Source organism: Carnobacteriaceae bacterium zg-C25 (assembly GCA_017945845.1).
In the GTDB taxonomy this organism is placed as follows: domain Bacteria; phylum Bacillota; class Bacilli; order Lactobacillales; family Aerococcaceae; genus WM01.
Window position 1 is genome coordinate 134,092 of record CP072828.1, and the last position, 19,650, is coordinate 153,741.

Genomic DNA, 19,650 nt, shown 5'->3' on the forward strand with positions numbered 1-19,650 from the left:
GCGTGCCAGTTTAGCAAAACTGACATGCCTTTTAGCAAATCTTTAAAATGAACAGGTAGGGACTTAACATCTGTTAAATTACTACCTTTATGAGCATCAACCCTATTTGACATAGAGCCGAAATTACCAACACCATTTAATATAGATTGATTTATGATGCACCTACAATTAAGGTCGTGTTGCAGGTGCATTCGTTTGTTGTCGATTTGGTTGATTGTTTTGAGCACCTTGTTGGTTTTGTGGTTGTGTCGATGGTTGAGTAGGTGCTGGTGTTTGTTGTTGTCTAATAATCGTATTCCAGAAACTATTCAAGTCCGTATCGTTTGCCCCAGGTGAGAATCTGTAATTTAATGGAGCGCCTGTAAAGTCACTGAAAAATAAGTCGCTTACCATTTCACCAGTTACAGATACTTTTAAGTTATTTGGTAATACTGTTTCACCCGGTAATGTTCCGGTTGATCTTAACACACTTGATTGGACAACCGTTGCTGGTTGTGGGCTAAATGTGCCTGTAAATAAGTCAGGACGAACAGCGTGTATAGCGTTGGCGATAGATGCCCAATATTTTTGTGTTCGTGTCCAATACGGGCCGTTACCATCGTATGTTTGTAGGAAATGTTTTTGATTTCCGTTATTGTCCCAACCCATCCATTGTCCAATAGTCACTTTAGGGGTTGAAGCGATAACCCAAACGTCTTGATTGTCGTCTGATGTTCCTGTTTTTCCGAATATTTGACCTAAATTAAAGTTGACGTGCTGTTTAATGTAGGTTGTTGTTCCGCCGTTGACAGAATCAAAGAGCATTGAACGCGTCATATACGCGGTTCCTTCTGAGAATACACGTGTTTCTTGTGGTGTATGTGCGTAAACGACGTTACCTTCAGCATCTTCAATTTTTTCAATTAAGTAAGCATTTTTATGTACCCCGTCATTGGCAAACGTTGTAAAAGCACTCGTTTGTTGGGTAACGGTTGGTCCGTATGTAAAACCACCTACGGCAGCAGCCAAGTTTAAATACTCATTTTGTGGTATAGAATCAACGCCCATTTTTTGCATGTAGTCCCCCGGATTAACACCCGTTGCCAATACCGCAGAATATAAATTAATCGTTGGGTTGTTCATTGACATTTGTAGCGCGTGACGTGCGGTAACAAATGTGTTTGACGTTGTTCCGGTCGCGTTAGTTGGACGCCACACAGACCCATCACCTTGTGTTTTATTGATAGGAAAGTCCGCTAATACAGTAGATGGATAGGCTACTTTCAATTCAATAGCAGGAGCGTACACTAATAACGGTTTAATCGTTGAACCCGGCGAACGTTGTGTTGTAAAGGCGTGGTCAACTTGTGTTACGCCAAAATTTGTTCCGCCGACAAAGCCTAAAATTTTTCCTGTTTCATTTTCGATAATGGATACCCCTGTTTGAGGTGGTTCTTCCATTGTAACCGTTTGTCCAGTCGCATTATCTGTATAAGTAGATTGGTACGTTGGGCCAATTAAATAAGCGTTTTGAGTCGCAGCATCTTGAATGTTGTGGTAAATGTTTTTATCGATAGTTGAATAAACACGATAACCTGCCGATGCTAATAAGTTGCTGGCTTTTTGATAATAGGCGTTGTACGCAGCGTAATTGTCTTTTGGATTGTCAATGTCTTCCCATTTTTTACCTTCTGCTTTAATTTGTTGCTTCATTAAAATGATAACAGCTTCACGATGAACCGCTTGGTATAAATAAGATTGATGACTTTGTGATCGATTAACGGTTGGTAAAAAGTCTGCGCTAATGTCGTAATGATACGCTTGATCATGTTCTTCTTGTGTAATGTATCCGTCGCGCAACATAGCGTCCAATACAATTTGCATACGTTTAATCCCAGCGTTAAACTGTTCTTTTTTCTCTCCTGTATTTAAATAAGGTGTATACGCATAAGGAGATTGTGGTAACCCAACTAAAAAGGCGGCTTGTGGTAACGATAAATCACTAGCATTTTTGCCGAATACACCTTCTGCAGCCGCTTGAATTCCGGCAATATTTTGTCCAGAATTATTGCGCCCAAATGGTGATACGTTTAAATAAGCTGTTAAAATTTCATCTTTTGTAAAATATTTTTCTAAACGTAGTGCTAGCAACATTTCTTTTGCTTTACGTGCGAAGGTGACTTCGTTAGATAGTAACTGTTGCTTAACCAATTGTTGTGTAATGGTAGATCCACCAGTTTGAGTGTCGGAGCCAGCTACTTCTTGTAACATAGCACGAAATACCGATTTCGGTACAATTCCGCTATGTTCGTAAAATAAATTATCTTCCGTTGCGATTAACCCTTTTTTGACGTACGGTGAAATAGCGTCAGATGTCACAATTTTTCGTGTTAAATCCGTCTGTACCGCTGCAATCGTTTCGCCGTTTGCATATAACAGAGATGAAGATTGATTTAATGTTCCAATTTTTGCTTTCATGCTTGCTTGTGAAGGGATTTCTGTTTTGGCAATCACGTTAGCGAAATACCCGATTCCGATACCCACACCTAGTACGCTTAACAATGCAAATAAAATTAATAACAACGCAAATAATTTTTTACCCACTAAATAAACAATGTTAAATAACGATTGTCGTTGTGAGGTAAATAATGTTGCAAAAAAATGCTGACATTTTTTTAAAAACTCGTTCATAAATGCGATAACCTCGTCCTTTCTGATTTGAATTATAGCAAAAATTACCCGTAAGAGCCATGCTTTGTGTAGATTTATACTTTGTTGTTGTATTTTTCCAGTTGTAAACTCAAGGCATGCTCATATTTTCCGGTATGAACAGGTTTATAGTAACGTTTTTGTCGCAATGCTTCTGGCAAGTAATCTTGTTTTACCCAATGTCCATCAAAAGCGTGAGGATATAAATAATCCACGCCACGATTCAATTGACTAGCACCCGAATAATGCGTGTCTTTTAGATGGTCGGGAATATCTCCAAAACGACCAGAACGAATATCGTTTAACGCGTCATCAATTGCCATGATGGCAGAATTGGATTTTGGTGATAATGCCAGTTCAATAACGGCATTTGCTAAAGGAATGCGCGCTTCCGGAAACCCGACGCGTTCGGCTACTTGTGTAGCAATAAATGTACGCTCTGCAGCGCTTGGGTTGGCTAGCCCGATATCTTCATATGCAATCACGAGTAATCGACGAATGATTGTGGGCAAATCGCCTGCTTCAATTAATCGTGCCAAATAATGCAAACTGGCATCAACATCACTACCGCGAATTGATTTTTGGAATGCCGAAATGGTATCGTAATGTGAATCGCCATTTTTATCGTGTGAAAAGTATTTACGTTGTAAACACGATTCCATAATGTGATGGGTCAAAACGATACGACCATCACGATTTCTTTCTGTCGATAAGGTGGCTAATTCTAATGCATTTAAACTACTGCGCAAGTCTCCGTTTGTACCAGTAGATAAGAGTGTTATTGCTTCTGGTGTGATATCGATTGGATAATCACCTAGTCCATTTGTTTTATCAGTTAGCGCACGGTCTAAAGCATTTGAAATATCATTTGGTTGAAGCGGTTTTAACTCAAAAATTTGCGCGCGTGAACGAATTGCGGGATTTATTGTGATATACGGATTTTCAGTTGTTGCACCAATTAAAATAATGGAACCTTTTTCCATGTGGGGCAATAAAAAATCTTGTTTAGTTTTATTTAAACGATGAATTTCATCAAGTAGCAAAATAACCGTTCCACTAATTTTTGTTTCTTCAACAATCGCTTCTAAGTCTTTTTTAGCGTCCGTTGCGGCATTTAATATTCTAAAAGCGTATTGTGTTGAACCAGCAATCGCGCTAGCAATACTGGTTTTTCCAATGCCGGGAGGCCCGTATAAAATCATAGACGATAATCGTTTGGCATCGACCATTCTACGAATAATTTGTCCCGGTCCAACTAAGTGTGATTGCCCGACAATATCGTCAATAGATTTTGGACGCATACGAAAAGCTAAAGGTTTTATCATAATCAATTTCTCCAAATTTTAATTATCTTAAGTGTACCATAATGAATCGGAAATAGTAGGTGCAGACTACCTTTAATATGGATATTTTTTGAAATGGGTAAATAACACAAAAAGCAAAGGTAGAGTTTTCTTGTTGGTTTATGGTAAAATGACTGCATAATGAGTTTTCATAAACAAGGAGAAATTTAATGACGTACAAAAATTCAGTTAATGCCATTCGTTTTTTAGGAGTGGATGCAATTAATCAGGCAAATTCAGGCCATCCAGGTATCGTATTAGGTGCAGCACCGATGACATATGCATTGTATGCAAATCACATGAACATTAATCCATCTGTTCCAGAATGGTTTAATAGAGACCGTTTTGTTTTATCAGCAGGACACGGGTCAGCGTTGTTATATGCACTATTGCATTTAACACAACATGAAGACGTGACAATTGATGAATTGAAAAAGTTTCGTCAATTGCATTCAAAAACACCGGGACATCCAGAATTTGGGTATACACGCGGTGTTGATGCAACATCTGGTCCGTTAGGTCAAGGGATTTCAACGGCTGTAGGTATGGCGTTAGCAGAGCGCTATTTAGCAGCACATTTTAATCAACCGAACTATGCAGTTGTCGATCACTATACGTATGCGATTTGTGGTGATGGCGATTTTATGGAAGGTGTTTCTGCTGAGGCATCTTCGTTTGCTGCACAACAAAAATTAGGTAAGTTAGTTGTGTTGTACGATTCAAACGATATTTGTTTAGACGGAAAAACAGAAGACGCTTTAACAGAAAATGTCCGTGCGCGTTACGATGCATACGGTTGGCACACACAATTGGTTGAAGATGGTGAAGATGTCGCTTCAATTCATCAAGCCATTGAAAATGCAAAAGCTGACCCACGTCCATCATTGATTGAAGTAAAAACAATTATTGGATTTGGTTCTCCAAAACAAGGCACAAACGCTGTTCACGGTGCACCATTAGGTGCAGAAAATACGCAACCAACACGCGAAGCGTTAGGTTGGGAATATGATCCGTTTGTTGTTCCGGAAGAAGTGTATGCGGACTTTGATGAAAAAGTAGTACAACGTGGAAAACACAGTTATGACGAGTGGGTAGCGTTAGTTGATGACTATCAAGTGGCATTCCCGCAATTAGCTGAAGAATTAGCACGTGCCATTAAAGGCGATTTCTTAGTTGATTTAACACCAGCAGATTTCCCGACTTACGAAGTTGGTTTCCAACAAGCAACACGTAATTCATCGCAAGATGCATTAAATGCAATTGCATCAAAATCACCACTATTTTTAGGGGGTTCAGCAGACCTTGCGCATTCTAATATGACTTATATTAAAGGTGAAACATTGCAAGATGATGCTAATCGTACGCAACGTAACATTCAATTTGGTGTACGTGAGTTTGCGATGGGCTGTATTTTAAACGGTGCAACATTACATGGTGGATTACGCATTTACGGTGGGACATTCTTTGTGTTTAGTGACTACTTAAAAGGTGCCATGCGTTTAGCAGCCATTCAAAAATTACCAGTTACTTATGTCTTAACACATGACAGTATTGCAGTTGGTGAAGATGGGCCAACCCATGAACCAATTGAACATTTAGCAGCACTACGTGGCTTGCCTAACATGAACGTCATTCGCCCAGCGGATGCGGTGGAAACACAAGCAGCGTGGCTAGAAGCGATGAAATCGACATATACACCAACAGCGCTAGTGTTGTCACGTCAAGCGTTACCTGTTTTAGAAAACAGTTCTTTTGAAGGGGTTTCTAAAGGTGGATACGTTATTTTTGAAACTGAACAAAGTCCAGAAGTGGTGTTGTTAGCAAGTGGATCAGAAGTATCATTAGCCATTGATGCCGCAAAAGCATTAGAAACTCAAGGTAAAGGTGTCCGTGTTGTATCCATGCCATGTTTTGAAATGTTTGATGCACAAAGTGCTGACTATAAAGAAAGTGTGTTGCCTGCAGCATTAACAAAACGTTTCGCTTTAGAAATGGGTGCAACAATGCCGTGGTACAAATATGTTGGTTTAAATGGAGATGTACTAGGAATTGACCGTTTTGGCGAAAGTGCACCAGCGGGTGATTTATTACCATACTTTGGTTTCACAGTAGAAAATGTTGTCGAAAAAGTATTAGCTCTATTTTAAATCAAACACTAACGTTTAATGTTTTGTTATCAGTAATGAGTGTGTCATCATTACGTTTCGACCAGCCAAAATGCGTCATGAAACAAGAAAACGTTTTTAATATTAAAATGATATGAGAAAGTCTGCTTATTATATATAGGTAGGCTTTTTTTAAATGATTGATAGTGGTAAAATGTCAACATTATAACGTAGATGAGGGAATCATTATGAATATTATTATTGTCGGTGCTGGGAAAGTCGGAGAAGCACTTTGCCAAGAATTGTCACAAGTCGATCACAATGTCACGCTAGTTGATACAGATGAAATGGTTATTGACAATTTGATTAACAAATACGATGTTAATGGATTAGTTGGTAACGGTGCGAATGTGGCGACGTTACAAGAAGTTGCAGTCGAATATGCCGACATTTTTATTGCGACAACAGATAGTGATGAAGTTAATATTATTGCGTGTACATTGGCAAAAAAATTAGGGGCAAAGCATACTATTTCGCGTGTGCGTAACCCGGAATACTCACAACAATTTGAAATTATGAAATCCCAGTTAGGTATTTCACTAATGATTAATCCGGAATTATCCGCGGCTCGTGAAATTGCACGTACGGTTAGATATGCCTCATCGCTAAGTGTGCAACCACTAGCCAATACGCGTGTATCACTAGTTGAAATGGAGATACAAAGCGATTCAATTTTGGTGAATATGCCTTTACACGATTTTCGTCAACGATTTGGTTCAGTGTTAGTGTGTATCATTAAACGTGGTGAAAAGGTATTTATCCCTTCTGGTAACGACGTTTTAATGAATGGTGACAAAATTTATTTTGCGGGGCAATCTAAAGATACAGCTAAATTTAACCGACAAATTAAGCAACCTGATCGATTGATTAAATCGGTGATGTTAGTTGGTGGTGGAAAAATTACACATTATTTATTACCACTATTAGAACATAATCATATGGAAGTAAAAGTTATCGAGTTAGATGAAAATCGAGCAGAATGTTTAGCGCACGATTATAAACATGCTCGCGTGATTCATTCTGACGGAACAAATCCAGATGTTTTACAAGAACAAGGATTGTCTGAATACGATGCGTTCATTGCCCTTACTGGAGTGGATGAAGAAAACTTAATATTAGGGTTATACGCTTCTAAACAAGGCGTTAAAAAAGTCATTACTAAATTAAGTCGTGTCAATCTTTTAAAAGTTGTTGATTCACATGCGTTAAAAACCATTGTGACACCAAAACAGTTAGTCGCTAATGAAATTATTCAATTTGTCCGTTCGCGCGCCAATGCACAAGGGTCAAATATTGAAGCGTTATATCGTGTTGCTGATGCCAAGGTAGAAGTATTACTCTTTAAAGTAGCTGATAATTGCCAAGTGTTGAATATGTCGTTACAGCAAATGTCTTTGAAAAAGAATGTACTCATTACGTGTATCATTCGTAAAGGGAAAATTATGTTTCCGAATGGACAAGATATGTTGCAACCGGAAGATAGAGTGATTGTCATGACGACACATACCGGTTTTACGGATATTGAACATATTTTAGAAAAATAGATTGAGGAAAATATGAATAGACGAATGATTGCTTTTGTCATTGGGCGATTACTAGTGGTAGAAGCGGGATTTTTAATGTTGCCGTTAAGTGTTGCGTTACTGTATCAAGAATCAATGACATACGTAACGAGTTTTTTATGGACGATTTTGATTACAGGAAGTATTGGGTTTGCATTGAGTCATAAGCAACCCAAAATGATGCTTCGTGCCAGAGAAGGTGCAGTTATTGTAGCGCTAGGTTGGATACTACTATCTTTTTTTGGTGCATTACCCTTTGTGTTTAGTGGCGATATTCCGCATATCGTTGATGCATTTTTTGAAACATCAAGTGGATTTACAACGACAGGCTCAAGTATTTTGTCCAGTGTTGACACATTGGTGCATAGTACGCTATTTTGGCGTAGCTTTACGCATTTAGTTGGTGGGATGGGTGTGCTTGCGTTTACGCTGGCTATTTTGCCGAGTCAATCAGATTCGGCGCATTTACTGCGTGCAGAAGTGCCCGGTCCAACGTTTGGGAAAATTGTGTCTAAAGTGAGTGAAAGTGTTCGTATTTTGTATATCATTTATTTAGTCTTTACTGCCATTTTCACAATGATTTTAGTCGTTTTTGGTGGTGTACCGATTTTTGATGCTACACTATTAGCGTTTGGTACGGCTGGAACGGGTGGCTTTGCTATCCGTGGTGCCGGCTTTGCGATGTACGGCAACCCAGTGTTTGTCGAATACGCTATTGCCATCGGTATGCTAGTGTTTGGTGTGAACTTTAATTTATACTACTATATTTTAATTAAACACATTAAAGCCGTATTTCATGACGAAGAATTACGCTGGTACATTGGTATCGTTGCGGCTAGTGTTATCGCAATTATGTGGAGTTTATCACCAGCGTCGCATCATTTTGAACAAACGTTTCGGGAAGTGTTGTTTACAGTAGCATCCATTGTAACGACAACTGGATATGCAACTGCTGATTTTAATCAGTGGAATTTGTTTGCTAAAACCATTATATTGTTGCTCATGTTTGTCGGCGCGTGTGCAGGGTCAACTGCCGGCGGTATTAAAGTGTCTCGTGTCGTAATGTACATGAAGAGTGCCGTTGTAGAAGTGTTTAAAACGGGGCACCCACACCGTGTGATGAGTCCGTCATTTAATGGCAAACGCATTACGGATAAAGATAGCCAACGTATTGCCAATTATTTGTTAGTCTATATCCTATGCTTTATTGTCGTGTTATTAAGTGTGTCGATTGAAGCGGATTCGTTTACGACCGCCTTTTCATCTGTTTCCACAACGTTTAACAATATCGGTCCGGGATTAGATGCGGTTGGACCCACTCAAAATTTTGCATTTTATTCAGACTGGAATAAATTGGTGCTATCGTTAAGTATGATAGCCGGACGGTTAGAAATTTTACCGATGTTTGTTCTATTTGCACCATCTACCATTAAAAAGATGCTGGCTATAAAAAAATAAGATCAAAAAGCTAAACAATCGTTTGGCTTTTTTTGATGCTCTACTAAATTAAATGTATGCTTCATTAAGTATGATAACTTATGCTGTCAATCAACCCTTTTTGATTGGGTGTTTTAAACGTGGTATACTACACAAAGAATGAAAGGATGATAATATGATTACTTTAGCGATAGAAGCTGCCAATAAATCACTTTCTGTAGCGTTATTTCAGGACGATACGTTGATTGCTAGTGAATCTTTAGAAAACACTTTGCAGCACAGTGTGCATTTGGCACCGTGCGTTGATACCGTTATGAAAACAGCAGGTGTTACGATGAAACAGTTGAATCAAATTGCTGTTTCGGTAGGACCCGGTTCTTATACAGGGTTACGTATTGGTGTTACCTTTGCAAAAACGTTATCGCAAACTTTAAATATTCCCGTATTGCCTTTATCTAGTTTGCACGTATTAGCACTAAGTTTAGAAAATACCAATCATTTGGTAGTGCCCTTTTATGATGCCCGTCGTCAAAATGTGTTTGTAGGGTACTATAAAAATGGTAGTAACATTGAAATGGATGAACATTTACCATTTGCACAAGTATTGGAAAAAGTAAAAGCACACGAATCGTTGACGTTTATTAGCCCTGATATGCCTTTATATAAAGAAAGCATTTTACACCACTTCCCAAACGCGAGTTGCATTCAGGCGTACCCAAGTGCGCAACATATGTTGCGTGCAAAAAATCGTCAGTGCGTGGCTAGTGATGACGTGTTGCCTGTGTATTTGAAATTGGCTGAAGCGGAAGAAAACTGGAACAAAGTTAATGGTATCGTGGCGACAAATGAACTCATTGAAAGAGCAAATTACGCATGAAAGATAAAATCAAACAGGTGTATGAAATTGCGCAACAAGTCGGATTTTCGTGGTCTTTAGAAGCTTTTGAACAGCATATGCGTGATGAAAATGTACATTATATTGTGAGTAAGGATGGGTTTATCGCGCTGTCCATCGTGCTAGATGAAGCGGAGATTGTAAATGTTGCCGTTATGCCGAGTCGACAAAATCAAGGTGTGGGAAAATGGTTATGGCAAGAAACTCTGAATATGTTTGATACATATGGTGTTGTAAAGTGCTTTTTAGAAGTGCGCGCCAGTAATCAAAAAGCGCAACGATTTTATGAGCAATGTGGGTTTATGAAAATTGCAGAGCGCAAAAACTATTACACTAAAGAAAATGAAGACGCGTGGGTGTATTGTTGGGAGAAAAAATGAAAGATGTAATGATTTTAGCCATTGAAACAAGTTGTGATGAAACAAGTGTTGCCGTGGTAAAAAATGGAAAAGATGTATTATCAAATGTTGTGGCGTCACAAATTAAAAGTCATCAACGCTTTGGCGGGGTGGTGCCTGAAGTGGCGTCTCGACATCATGTCGAACAAATGAATGTCGTGTTAGATGAAGCACTTAAACAAGCTAATGTGTGTATAGAAGATGTAGACGCAATAGCCGTAACGCATGGACCGGGGTTAGTAGGCTCTTTATTAGTTGGGATTACGGCTGCAAAAGCGTTAGCTATGGCATATGACAAACCGTTAATTGCCACCAATCATATGGCGGGGCATATTTATGCTGCACAAGTTGTTAAGCCACTTGAGTTTCCTGCGATTTCATTGTTGGTCAGTGGTGGGCATACGGAATTGGTCTATATGAAAGAGCATAATGCGTTTGAATTGATTGGGCAAACACGTGATGATGCCGTAGGTGAAGCGTATGATAAAATTGGGCGATTATTGCATTTGCCGTATCCGGGAGGTAAAGCGATTGATGAGTTAGCAGCCATCGGTAAAGATACGTATCATTTTCCACGTGCCATGATTAATGAAAAACATTTTGACTTTAGTTTGAGTGGGTTAAAAAGTGCGGTCATCAATAGAGTGCATAACGCCAACCAAAAAGGAGAAAGCATTCAACCTGAAAATTTGGCGGCAAGTTTTCAAGCGAGTGTTATTGATGTATTAGCGACTAAGACGATTCAAGCGGTTAAACAATATGAAGCCAAACAATTAATTGTTGCAGGTGGAGTCGCCGCTAATAAAGGGTTGCGCAATCGTTTAATACAGGAGATGCAAAATTTATCGATTGATGTAGTATTTCCGCCAATGCACATGTGTGGGGATAATGCAGCAATGATTGGGATAGCCGCATATTATCAATATTTAGAAAATGATTTTTCGCAGTTATCATTGAATGCACAACCAGGTTTAAGTCTTTAATTTTAACGTGTCATATTTTATTACACGCAATGTAACGTATGGGTTGTTTTATGAAAAAAAATAATTTAAAATACTCTCAATTCATTAAAAAACGATAAGAATTCTCTCATAAAGAGATGTGAGTAGTTTAATGGAAGGCATAACAATGGAAGGGTGATGGCGATTAGTGGTTTCGTGGAAAGCGACATTAAAATTAATGTAGCACACTTAAACAAAAGCTTTGAAACGAACCAAGTACTCAAGGACATCAATTTAACCGTTAAACAAGGTGAAGTTGTGTGTATTATTGGGCCGTCTGGGTCTGGGAAAAGCACTTTGTTACGTTGTTTAAATAAATTAGAAATGGCAACAAGTGGTCAAATTTTAATTAATGGTGTTGATATTTTGAGCTCAAAAATGGATACACGTGACATCATGCAATCTATTGGTATGGTGTTTCAACACTTTAATTTATTTCCACATTTAACTGTACTGGAAAATATCACTTTAGCACCTACAAAATTAGAAAAAATGTCTCATGAGAAATCTAGACAAATGGCGCTGAAATTGTTACAATCAGTAAGACTATTAGAAAAAGCTGACGTCTACCCAAAAGAATTATCTGGCGGACAAAAGCAACGCGTTGCCATCGCAAGAGCATTAGCAATGCAACCCGATATTTTGTTGTTCGATGAACCAACATCCGCACTCGATCCAGAAATGGTCAACGAAGTGCTACATGTCATCAAAGATTTGACGCATAACGGGATGACAATGGTTATCGTTACACATGAAATGGGATTTGCAAAAGAAGTGTCAGATCGCGTCATTTTCATGGACGAAGGACAAATAGTAGAGCAAGGGACACCGAGCGAATTGTTTGATTATCCAAAAAATGAACGGACACAATCTTTTTTAAATCAAATATTAGCTTTATCTTAAGTTTAATAAAATATAAGGAGAAAAAATATGAAGAAAAAGAAATTAGTATTAGGTATGGCAGCAGCCCTTTTATTAGCAGCATGTAGCTCACAAGGCAATAACGGTTCAACTGCATCATCAGGTGCTTCAAAATTTAATGAATTAGTTGTTGACTCACAACCATTTGTTGGTGACTTCTTTACAAATGACTTTTCAAACAGTGCTTATGACGTGGCAATTACACGTTTAATCCAAAACACAGGTACAGTTGATCAAGACGCTAACGGTAAATTATTAATTAACAAAGGTGTTGTAACAGATGACAAATTAGACCGTTCAACTGACGCTGACGGCAATACAGTTGTGACATGGCACTTACGTAAAGATTTAAAATGGAGTGACGGTCAACCAGTCACAGCTAAAGACTACGTGTTTGGAACATTATTCGGTCTATCTAAAGAGTGGACAGAAGCAGGTGCACAAACTGTTGTTGAGCCAGCTGTATTAGGTGCGGAAGCCTTTAACAAAGGTGAAGCAGAGCGTTTGAAAGCCATTAAATTAATTGATGATCATACATTCTCAATTACAATCGACAAAGCAAAATTACCTTATTTCTATGAATTATCATATTACGGTGTAGCGGCGTTGCCAATGCACGAGTTAGCTAAAGGGGCAACAATTAGTTCAACTGATGAAGGTTCTAAATTAGAAGGCGTTGACATGAAAGCCGTTGCTGAAAATGCAAAAGTAACACAAGTTGACAGTAAAAAACCAACGGTAACATACGGTAAATATGTGCTTGATAAATCTTCTGATACAGAAATCGTTTTAAAAGCTAACCCAAATTACGTTGGAAACTACGAAGGTGTCAAACCTACAATTGGCACAGTTACAGTTAAAGCAAACTCAAATGGTGATTTAGCGTTACAACGTTTACAAAAAGGTGAAGTTGACTTCGCACCTAGCTTCGTTGAAGCATCAATTGCTAAAACAGCTGAAGAAGACAAAACACTTGGTATCACAAAATATAACCGTAACGGATATGGTTTCTTAGGTATGGCAAACGACTTTGGACCAACAAAAGATATTAACGTTCGTCACGCTATCGCGCACTTAATCAACCGTAACCAATTGATTACAGACGTACTTGGCGGTGGTGGTGTTGCCATCAACGGTCAATACGCAGCAGCACAATGGATGGCTAAAGAAAAAGAAGCTGAGTTAAACTCAAAATTAAACAAATATAGCTACGACGTTGCAGCAGCAAATGCGGCGTTAGATAAATCAGACTACCGTTTTGAAGCAGATGGTGTTACACCGTTCGACGCATCAAAAGCATCTGAATCTTACTTACGTCACAACGCTAATAAAGAAGTGTTAGAAGTAAAACACTTAGCAACAGATAACAACCCAGTTTCAACAGCTTTAGAAACAAACTTATTAGTTGATGCACCTAAAGCAGGTATGAAATATTCAATTACAAAAACAGATTTCCCAACGTTACAAAAAGAAATGGGATTCACAACAACAGCGGCAAGCACACAACAATACCACTTATATAACTTAGCAAGTAACTTTGCAGGTGCGGTTGTTAACCCATACAACGCAGAGCACTCTAAAAACTTAGGTACTCGTGTAAACCCATGGCGTATTAACGATAAAGAAATCGACAGATTATCTGAAGAAATGAAAACAACAGAATCAACTGATACAGAAGGATTTGCAAACAAATGGTTAGCATACCAAGTACGTTTCAATGAGTTGTTACCATTCTTACCATTGTACTCAAACGTTTACTACAACATCTACTCAAACGAAAAAGTAGCGACAGACCCAACAACATCAATTCGTGACTGGTCAGCATTAATTGAGTACTTCAGACTAAAATAATTATAAAATAGAGGGTTGAAGATAGTATGTATCGGTACTATCTTCCCTTGTTTTAGAAAGGAAAATTAAATGTTCAAATATATTATTAGACGTATTTTAACGCTGATTCCAGTGTTTTTGGTTATGTCTATGATTATTTTTGGCGTTTCACAAATAACTCCCGGAAACCCCGTGGAGTTAAAAGTGTCTCAAAACGCCAGACTTAGTGAAGCAGATCAAGCCAGAATTACAGAAGCATTGACAAAAAAATACGGATTAGATAAACCACTTCCAGAACGTTACGTTATCTGGATGAAAAATACATTAACAGGGGAGTTAGGAGAAACTGTTAATGGACAACCTGTGTCAAATATTATTGAGACACCAATGAAAAATACAATTATTTTAAATATTTTTGTACTTGTCATTTCATTGACGATTTCAATTATTGTCGGAATTAAATCTGCTGTGAGACGCGGTAAGTTTTATGATCGATTCTGGCAAGTGTTCTCTTTAATTGGGACCAGTATGCCCACATTTTTTATTGGTTTACTTTTAATTTTTGTGGTGTCAATCAGCTTGGATTTATTACCAACAGGGGGGATGCCGTCTGTTAGGTTACAAGGCACGGATTATTTAATTGCACTAGGTAGACATTTAATTTTGCCTGTTATTACATTAACAATAGGAAGTTTAGCAGGAACAGTACGTTATGTACGTAATGCCATGGTAGATGTTTTGAACCAAGATTACATTCGTACAGCACGTTCTAAAGGGTTATCCGAGAAAGTTGTCGTTTACTCACACGCTTTTCGTAACGCCCTAATTCCAGTTGTGACGATTGTTATCGGATCAATTGGTGGTTTATTTGCGGGGTCTTCTATTACAGAAACGGTGTTTTCATGGGATGGATTAGGTAGTAAATTGCTAACGTCCATCAACCAACGTGATTGGTCTGTTGTTATGGCGATTAACTTATTAACAGCGCTAATCTATTTGATTACAAACTTTATCACCGATATTTCATATGCGTTAGTTGATCCACGTGTTAAATTAGGTGGCGAAAAAGGAGAGTAAAATGACAAAAAAGAAACAATCACTATTTACAAAAATTTTCTCTCGTAGACCAAAAAAAGCTATTGATTTAAACGATAATACGATTGTGACGCCAACACAAATGATTGTGAACAACTTCAAAGAAAATAAATTAGCCATTTTTGGTTTAATTGGTTTTATTTTAGTGATGTTATTTACATTTGTTGGTTCTGCATTCGTAAAATTTGATGTGAACTATACACAAACTACATTGAGAAATATTGCACCCGGTAATAATCACTTAGCAATACCAAGTCATTTGAATGGTAAAGTGAAAAAAATTGCTGCCGGGACATCTTTCGGTTTTGCAATTGACACTGATGGACAATTGCACTCTTGGGGTACAGATAAATCGGGTGTATTAAATATTCCCGAAACAGCAAAAACGAAAAAATTTAAAGACGTTGCTGTAAGTAATCAACACGTTATCGCTTTAACAACATCTGGTGATGTGATGATGTGGGGAGATAACTCTGCAGATCAATCTAAATTAGACCCAATTTATGAAGTGAAAATGTCTGCTGCAGGTGTGGACAAAGTATTTGCTGGTCCACTTTATTCAGGGGTATTACTTGGTAATAAAAAAATCATTACTTGGGGTTCTAACTCTGTTCAACAATTATCCATTAACGCAGAATGGGATGGACACATTGTAGATGTTGCTACAACAACTGAAAACATGATTTTGTTACTTGATGATGGTACCGTTCGTGTGACAGGTGGAAACATTTTATCAAGCTCACTACCAGCTGAATTAACAGACGGTCGTGTGAAAGCGAAAAAAATCGCCGCATCTTACTTAAACGGATTAGTTTTAACTGAAAACAACAAACTAATCTCATGGGGTGCTAGTGATAAAGGTCTAGAGATTAAAGAGCAATTCACAAAAACGGTTAAAGACATTAAAGCAGGTTACAATCACTTTTTAATCTTATTTGAAGACGGTACAATCACAACAGTGGGAACGCAAACCGCTTATGGTGAAGACAAAGTGCCACAAGTTAGTGATGTGACAGCTATTTATGCTGGATATTTCCAAAACTATGCTGTACGCAGCAATGCAGTAGATGCATGGGGATTAAGCGGCTTTATATTAGGTAGTGATGAGTTAGGTCGTGATGTCTTAACACGTTTAATGAATGGTGGTAAAACATCGTTATTAGTCGGTATCGTGGCAGTTGTGATTACAACGATTATCGGTGTAACCGTTGGGTTAATTGCTGGTTTCGTTGGTGGAGCAGTCGACAATTTATTAATGCGTTTTGCTGAAATTATCACATCTATTCCGTTTTTACCGTTATTAATTACATTATCTGCCGTTTTAGGTAATTCATTAAATCCAAGTCAACGTATGTACTTGGTTATGGTCATTATCGGGGTATTAAGCTGGGTAGGTCTAGCACGTTTAATTCGTGGACAAATCTTAATTGAACGTGAAAAAGACTTTATTTTAGCGGCGCGTGCTTTAGGTATTCGTGAAAGTAAAATTATTTTAAAACATATTTTACCAAGTATTTTAAGTATTGTTATTGTTAATATGACACTAAGTTACGGTGGAATGATGCTAACAGAAGCAGGTCTGTCATTCTTAGGATTTGGTGTTGTACAACCAACACCAACTTGGGGTAACATGCTGAACGGAGCGCAATCTGCAGAAGTTATTCAATTTTACTGGTGGAGATGGTTATTCCCAGCGTTAGCGGTATTCTTAACCGTATTGTGCGTAAACTTAGTCGGTGACGGATTAAGAGATGCCGTTGATCCAAAATCAAATCAAAAATAGGAGGACAGTAGATGAGTAATACATTAGTAGAAATCAAAAACTTACATACGTATTTTGAAACGAAACGTGGATTAGTAAAAGCTGTCCGTGGAGTAAGTTTTTCAATTGGTGCAGGTAAAACGTTAGGCGTTGTAGGTGAATCAGGTTCAGGAAAATCACAAACAGCCATGTCTATTTTACGTTTATTCGAATCTAATCAAAAAATTTACGATGGTGAAATTTGGTTTGAAGGCAAAGAATTGACAAAAATGAAAGAATCGGATTTACGTAAAATTCGTGGAAACGATATTTCGGTCATTTTCCAAGAGCCAATGACATCTTTAAACCCTGTATTTAAAATCAGTCGTCAAATTAGCGAAGTTTTGATGCTGCATCAAAATATGACTAAAGAACAAGCTGAAGAACGTGCATTAGAAATGTTGAAGCATGTTCGTATTTCAAACCCAGAGAAAATTTTGCACTCTTATCCGCATCAATTATCTGGTGGGATGCGTCAACGTGTTATGATTGCGATGGCTTTAGCATGTAAACCTAAATTATTAATTGCTGACGAGCCAACAACAGCATTAGACGTAACCATTCAAGCCCAAATTTTAAAATTGATGAATGAGTTAAAAAATGACATGGGGACTGCGATTATGTTTATCACACATGACTTAGGTGTTATTAATCAAATGGCAGACGATATTGTCGTTATGTACAAAGGTCAAGTTTTAGAAATGGCTCCACGCGAGTTGATTTTTGAAAACAATAAATTTTTACATCCATACACGTACGACTTGTTAAAAGCAATTCCGCGTATTAGCACGAAGAAAAACCCTGCAAAAGCTTTATTAGATCATAACCCACTTGTGTTACCAGAAGGTTATACTTATGAAGAAGTTGAAGGTGTTGAAGGTGCATTACTCGAAATCGAACCAAATCATTTTGTAAGATGCTATTATAAAGGAGGTACTGTGAATGGCTAATGATTTATTGATTAAAACAGAAGATTTAAAACAGTACTTTGTCATCGGAAGCACTGGCGGTTTTGTCAAAAAGCCACAGTATTTAAAAGCGAATAATGGAATCAATCTAGAAATTAGAAAAAATGAAACATTTGGTTTAGTTGGTGAATCCGGATGTGGTAAATCAACATTGGGTCGTGTGATTTTGCAGTTATACAAACAAACACGTGGAAATACAATTTACTACGGTAGAAGTATTCATGCCTTAAACCCAGCATATGCGACAAAATATTTAAATCAAGCGTTTGATGTGTTTAAAAAAGCTGAACAAAATGTTCAAGCTGCCATTAATGGCAATAGCCAATTAAAATTGGATCAAGCACATAAAGAGTTTCGCGTGATTGCTCGTTTGGCGGGTGCATTATTGTTGCATACCGATGAAGCAAAAGTGAAAAAAGCTTTATTAGATGAATATAATACAGGTGTTGCATTAGCGAAAAACGACACACCTGAAAATCGTAAAAAACATGAAGATGCAAAAGCGGTTGTTCAAAGTTTAGAAGAAGCCGTACGTTCACATGAACGTTTTGAAGAATTGAATCATTTCAAAGATGGTGGAATTGATTTAACGATGCTAAACAAAATGGAAATGCGTGATTTACGTCGTGAATTACAAATCATCTTCCAAGACCCATATTCTTCTTTAGACCCAAGAATGACAATTGGTCAGTTGATTTCAGAAGCAATTGTTGAACATGGCATGTTTAAAGAAAATTCAAAAGAATTAGAAGAATATGTTATTGAAACAATGGAAAAATGTGGATTAGACAGACAATTTATCCATCGTTATCCACATCAATTTTCTGGGGGTCAAAGACAACGTATTGGTATTGCACGTGCGTTAGCATTAAAACCAAAATTCATCGTTTGTGATGAATCGGTTAGTGCGTTGGACGTTTCAATCCAAGCACAAATCTTAGAATTATTACAAGAATTAAAAGAAAAAGAAGATTTGACCTACTTATTTATTTCACACGATTTATCAGTTATTAACAACATTTGCGATAGAGTGGGTGTTATGTATTTTGGTAACATGGTGGAATTAGCTGATAGCGATGATATTTTTGATAATCCGGTACATCCGTATACAAAAATGTTGTTATCTGCCATTCCTTTAATGGATACACGTAAAGAAGTAGCCATTGAAATTTTCGATCCGACATACTCTATTGAAAATGCAGATCGTAGCAAAGATACAATCTGTGGAGATGAATTACAAAAAGATTTAGAGCCTATGCGTGAAATAGAGCCAAATCATTTTGTGGCGAATTTTTAATGTTTAATTTTTTTGAAAAAAAGAAACAACCTGAATTAAAAGAATTAAATCATGAAATTGATAAAGAAGATATTCCAGCAATTATTATTGCTGGAATCATCACATTAGTGATTCCAACAATTCTTATTGTCAGTGTCATTTTCGGTTTAATTTATTTATTCTTTACATAGTCGGTTAAATCATCTTTTAAGGTAGGATTTCCTACCGGTTAGACTGTTGACAAAAAATGTCAGCAGTCTTTTTTGGTTC

At 37.6% G+C, this 19,650-nt stretch carries 15 protein-coding genes; 13 read left to right on the plus strand and 2 right to left on the minus strand.

Annotation, left to right across the window (positions count from 1 at the left end; genetic code table 11):
• Nucleotides 1-168: 168 nt before the first annotated feature.
• Entirely contained in the window at nt 169-2,670 is a 2,502-nt protein-coding gene (locus tag J7S27_00715) for a penicillin-binding protein (protein ID QTU83078.1), read from the minus strand.
• A gap of 74 nt (nt 2,671-2,744) precedes the next feature.
• Entirely contained in the window at nt 2,745-4,013 is a 1,269-nt protein-coding gene (locus tag J7S27_00720; GenBank protein ID QTU83079.1) for a replication-associated recombination protein A, read from the minus strand.
• 188 nt (nt 4,014-4,201) lie between these two features.
• On the opposite strand from J7S27_00720, the gene tkt reads away from it, so the two are divergent.
• The 13 genes from tkt (at nt 4,202) to J7S27_00785 (ending at nt 19,571) form a co-directional block, all read left to right on the plus strand.
• Nucleotides 4,202-6,178 (plus strand): transketolase, encoded by a 1,977-nt coding sequence (gene tkt, locus J7S27_00725; GenBank protein ID QTU83080.1) that lies wholly within the window; start codon nt 4,202-4,204, stop codon nt 6,176-6,178.
• Nucleotides 6,179-6,384: 206 nt separating this feature from the next.
• A complete protein-coding gene (gene trkA, locus J7S27_00730; protein QTU83081.1) occupies nt 6,385-7,740 on the plus strand; it encodes a Trk system potassium transporter TrkA in 1,356 nt (451 codons plus the stop codon).
• Between the two features lie 12 nt (nt 7,741-7,752).
• Nucleotides 7,753-9,216: a TrkH family potassium uptake protein gene (locus J7S27_00735; GenBank protein ID QTU83082.1), complete on the plus strand. Its 1,464-nt coding sequence runs from the start codon at nt 7,753-7,755 to the stop codon at nt 9,214-9,216.
• Between the two features lie 154 nt (nt 9,217-9,370).
• Nucleotides 9,371-10,072 (plus strand): tRNA (adenosine(37)-N6)-threonylcarbamoyltransferase complex dimerization subunit type 1 TsaB, encoded by a 702-nt coding sequence (tsaB, locus tag J7S27_00740; GenBank protein QTU83083.1) that lies wholly within the window; start codon nt 9,371-9,373, stop codon nt 10,070-10,072.
• Nucleotides 10,069-10,470, plus strand: a complete 402-nt coding sequence (gene rimI / locus J7S27_00745) for a ribosomal protein S18-alanine N-acetyltransferase (GenBank protein ID QTU83084.1) — start codon at nt 10,069-10,071, stop codon at nt 10,468-10,470. The genes tsaB and rimI overlap by 4 nt, the downstream gene beginning before the upstream one ends.
• Nucleotides 10,467-11,471, plus strand: a complete 1,005-nt coding sequence (gene tsaD, locus J7S27_00750) for a tRNA (adenosine(37)-N6)-threonylcarbamoyltransferase complex transferase subunit TsaD (protein QTU83085.1) — start codon at nt 10,467-10,469, stop codon at nt 11,469-11,471. The genes rimI and tsaD overlap by 4 nt, the downstream gene beginning before the upstream one ends.
• A gap of 156 nt (nt 11,472-11,627) precedes the next feature.
• Complete coding sequence (locus J7S27_00755) at nt 11,628-12,392, plus strand: amino acid ABC transporter ATP-binding protein (protein QTU83086.1); 765 nt, start codon at nt 11,628-11,630, stop codon at nt 12,390-12,392.
• Between the two features lie 27 nt (nt 12,393-12,419).
• A complete protein-coding gene (locus J7S27_00760) occupies nt 12,420-14,261 on the plus strand; it encodes an ABC transporter substrate-binding protein (GenBank protein ID QTU83087.1) in 1,842 nt (613 codons plus the stop codon).
• 69 nt (nt 14,262-14,330) lie between these two features.
• The gene (locus J7S27_00765; protein ID QTU83088.1) at nt 14,331-15,317 is read left to right on the plus strand and encodes an ABC transporter permease; all 987 of its coding nucleotides are present in this window, start codon (nt 14,331-14,333) and stop codon (nt 15,315-15,317) included.
• A gap of 1 nt (nt 15,318) precedes the next feature.
• On the plus strand, nt 15,319-17,118 hold the full coding sequence (locus tag J7S27_00770) for an ABC transporter permease subunit (GenBank protein QTU83089.1): 1,800 nt from the start codon (nt 15,319-15,321) through the stop codon (nt 17,116-17,118).
• An 11-nt stretch (nt 17,119-17,129) separates the two neighbouring features.
• The gene (locus J7S27_00775; protein ID QTU83090.1) at nt 17,130-18,086 is read left to right on the plus strand and encodes an ABC transporter ATP-binding protein; all 957 of its coding nucleotides are present in this window, start codon (nt 17,130-17,132) and stop codon (nt 18,084-18,086) included.
• A complete protein-coding gene (locus J7S27_00780; GenBank protein ID QTU83091.1) occupies nt 18,079-19,401 on the plus strand; it encodes an ATP-binding cassette domain-containing protein in 1,323 nt (440 codons plus the stop codon). Before J7S27_00775 ends, J7S27_00780 begins: the two co-directional genes overlap by 8 nt.
• Complete coding sequence (locus J7S27_00785) at nt 19,401-19,571, plus strand: hypothetical protein (protein ID QTU83092.1); 171 nt, start codon at nt 19,401-19,403, stop codon at nt 19,569-19,571. Before J7S27_00780 ends, J7S27_00785 begins: the two co-directional genes overlap by 1 nt.
• Nucleotides 19,572-19,650: the final 79 nt, after the last annotated feature.

Coding starts and splice junctions, on each gene's coding strand:
- J7S27_00775 (QTU83090.1), top strand. CDS start 17,130: ATGAGTAATACATTAGTAGAAATCAAAAACTTACATACGTATTTTGAA.
- tsaB (QTU83083.1), top strand. CDS start 9,371: ATGATTACTTTAGCGATAGAAGCTGCCAATAAATCACTTTCTGTAGCG.
- tsaD (QTU83085.1), top strand. CDS start 10,467: ATGAAAGATGTAATGATTTTAGCCATTGAAACAAGTTGTGATGAAACA.
- J7S27_00715 (QTU83078.1), bottom strand. CDS start 2,670: ATGAACGAGTTTTTAAAAAAATGTCAGCATTTTTTTGCAACATTATTT.
- rimI (QTU83084.1), top strand. CDS start 10,069: ATGAAAGATAAAATCAAACAGGTGTATGAAATTGCGCAACAAGTCGGA.
- J7S27_00785 (QTU83092.1), top strand. CDS start 19,401: ATGTTTAATTTTTTTGAAAAAAAGAAACAACCTGAATTAAAAGAATTA.
- J7S27_00720 (QTU83079.1), bottom strand. CDS start 4,013: ATGATAAAACCTTTAGCTTTTCGTATGCGTCCAAAATCTATTGACGAT.
- trkA (QTU83081.1), top strand. CDS start 6,385: ATGAATATTATTATTGTCGGTGCTGGGAAAGTCGGAGAAGCACTTTGC.
- J7S27_00755 (QTU83086.1), top strand. CDS start 11,628: ATGGCGATTAGTGGTTTCGTGGAAAGCGACATTAAAATTAATGTAGCA.
- tkt (QTU83080.1), top strand. CDS start 4,202: ATGACGTACAAAAATTCAGTTAATGCCATTCGTTTTTTAGGAGTGGAT.
- J7S27_00735 (QTU83082.1), top strand. CDS start 7,753: ATGAATAGACGAATGATTGCTTTTGTCATTGGGCGATTACTAGTGGTA.
- J7S27_00760 (QTU83087.1), top strand. CDS start 12,420: ATGAAGAAAAAGAAATTAGTATTAGGTATGGCAGCAGCCCTTTTATTA.
- J7S27_00765 (QTU83088.1), top strand. CDS start 14,331: ATGTTCAAATATATTATTAGACGTATTTTAACGCTGATTCCAGTGTTT.
- J7S27_00770 (QTU83089.1), top strand. CDS start 15,319: ATGACAAAAAAGAAACAATCACTATTTACAAAAATTTTCTCTCGTAGA.
- J7S27_00780 (QTU83091.1), top strand. CDS start 18,079: ATGGCTAATGATTTATTGATTAAAACAGAAGATTTAAAACAGTACTTT.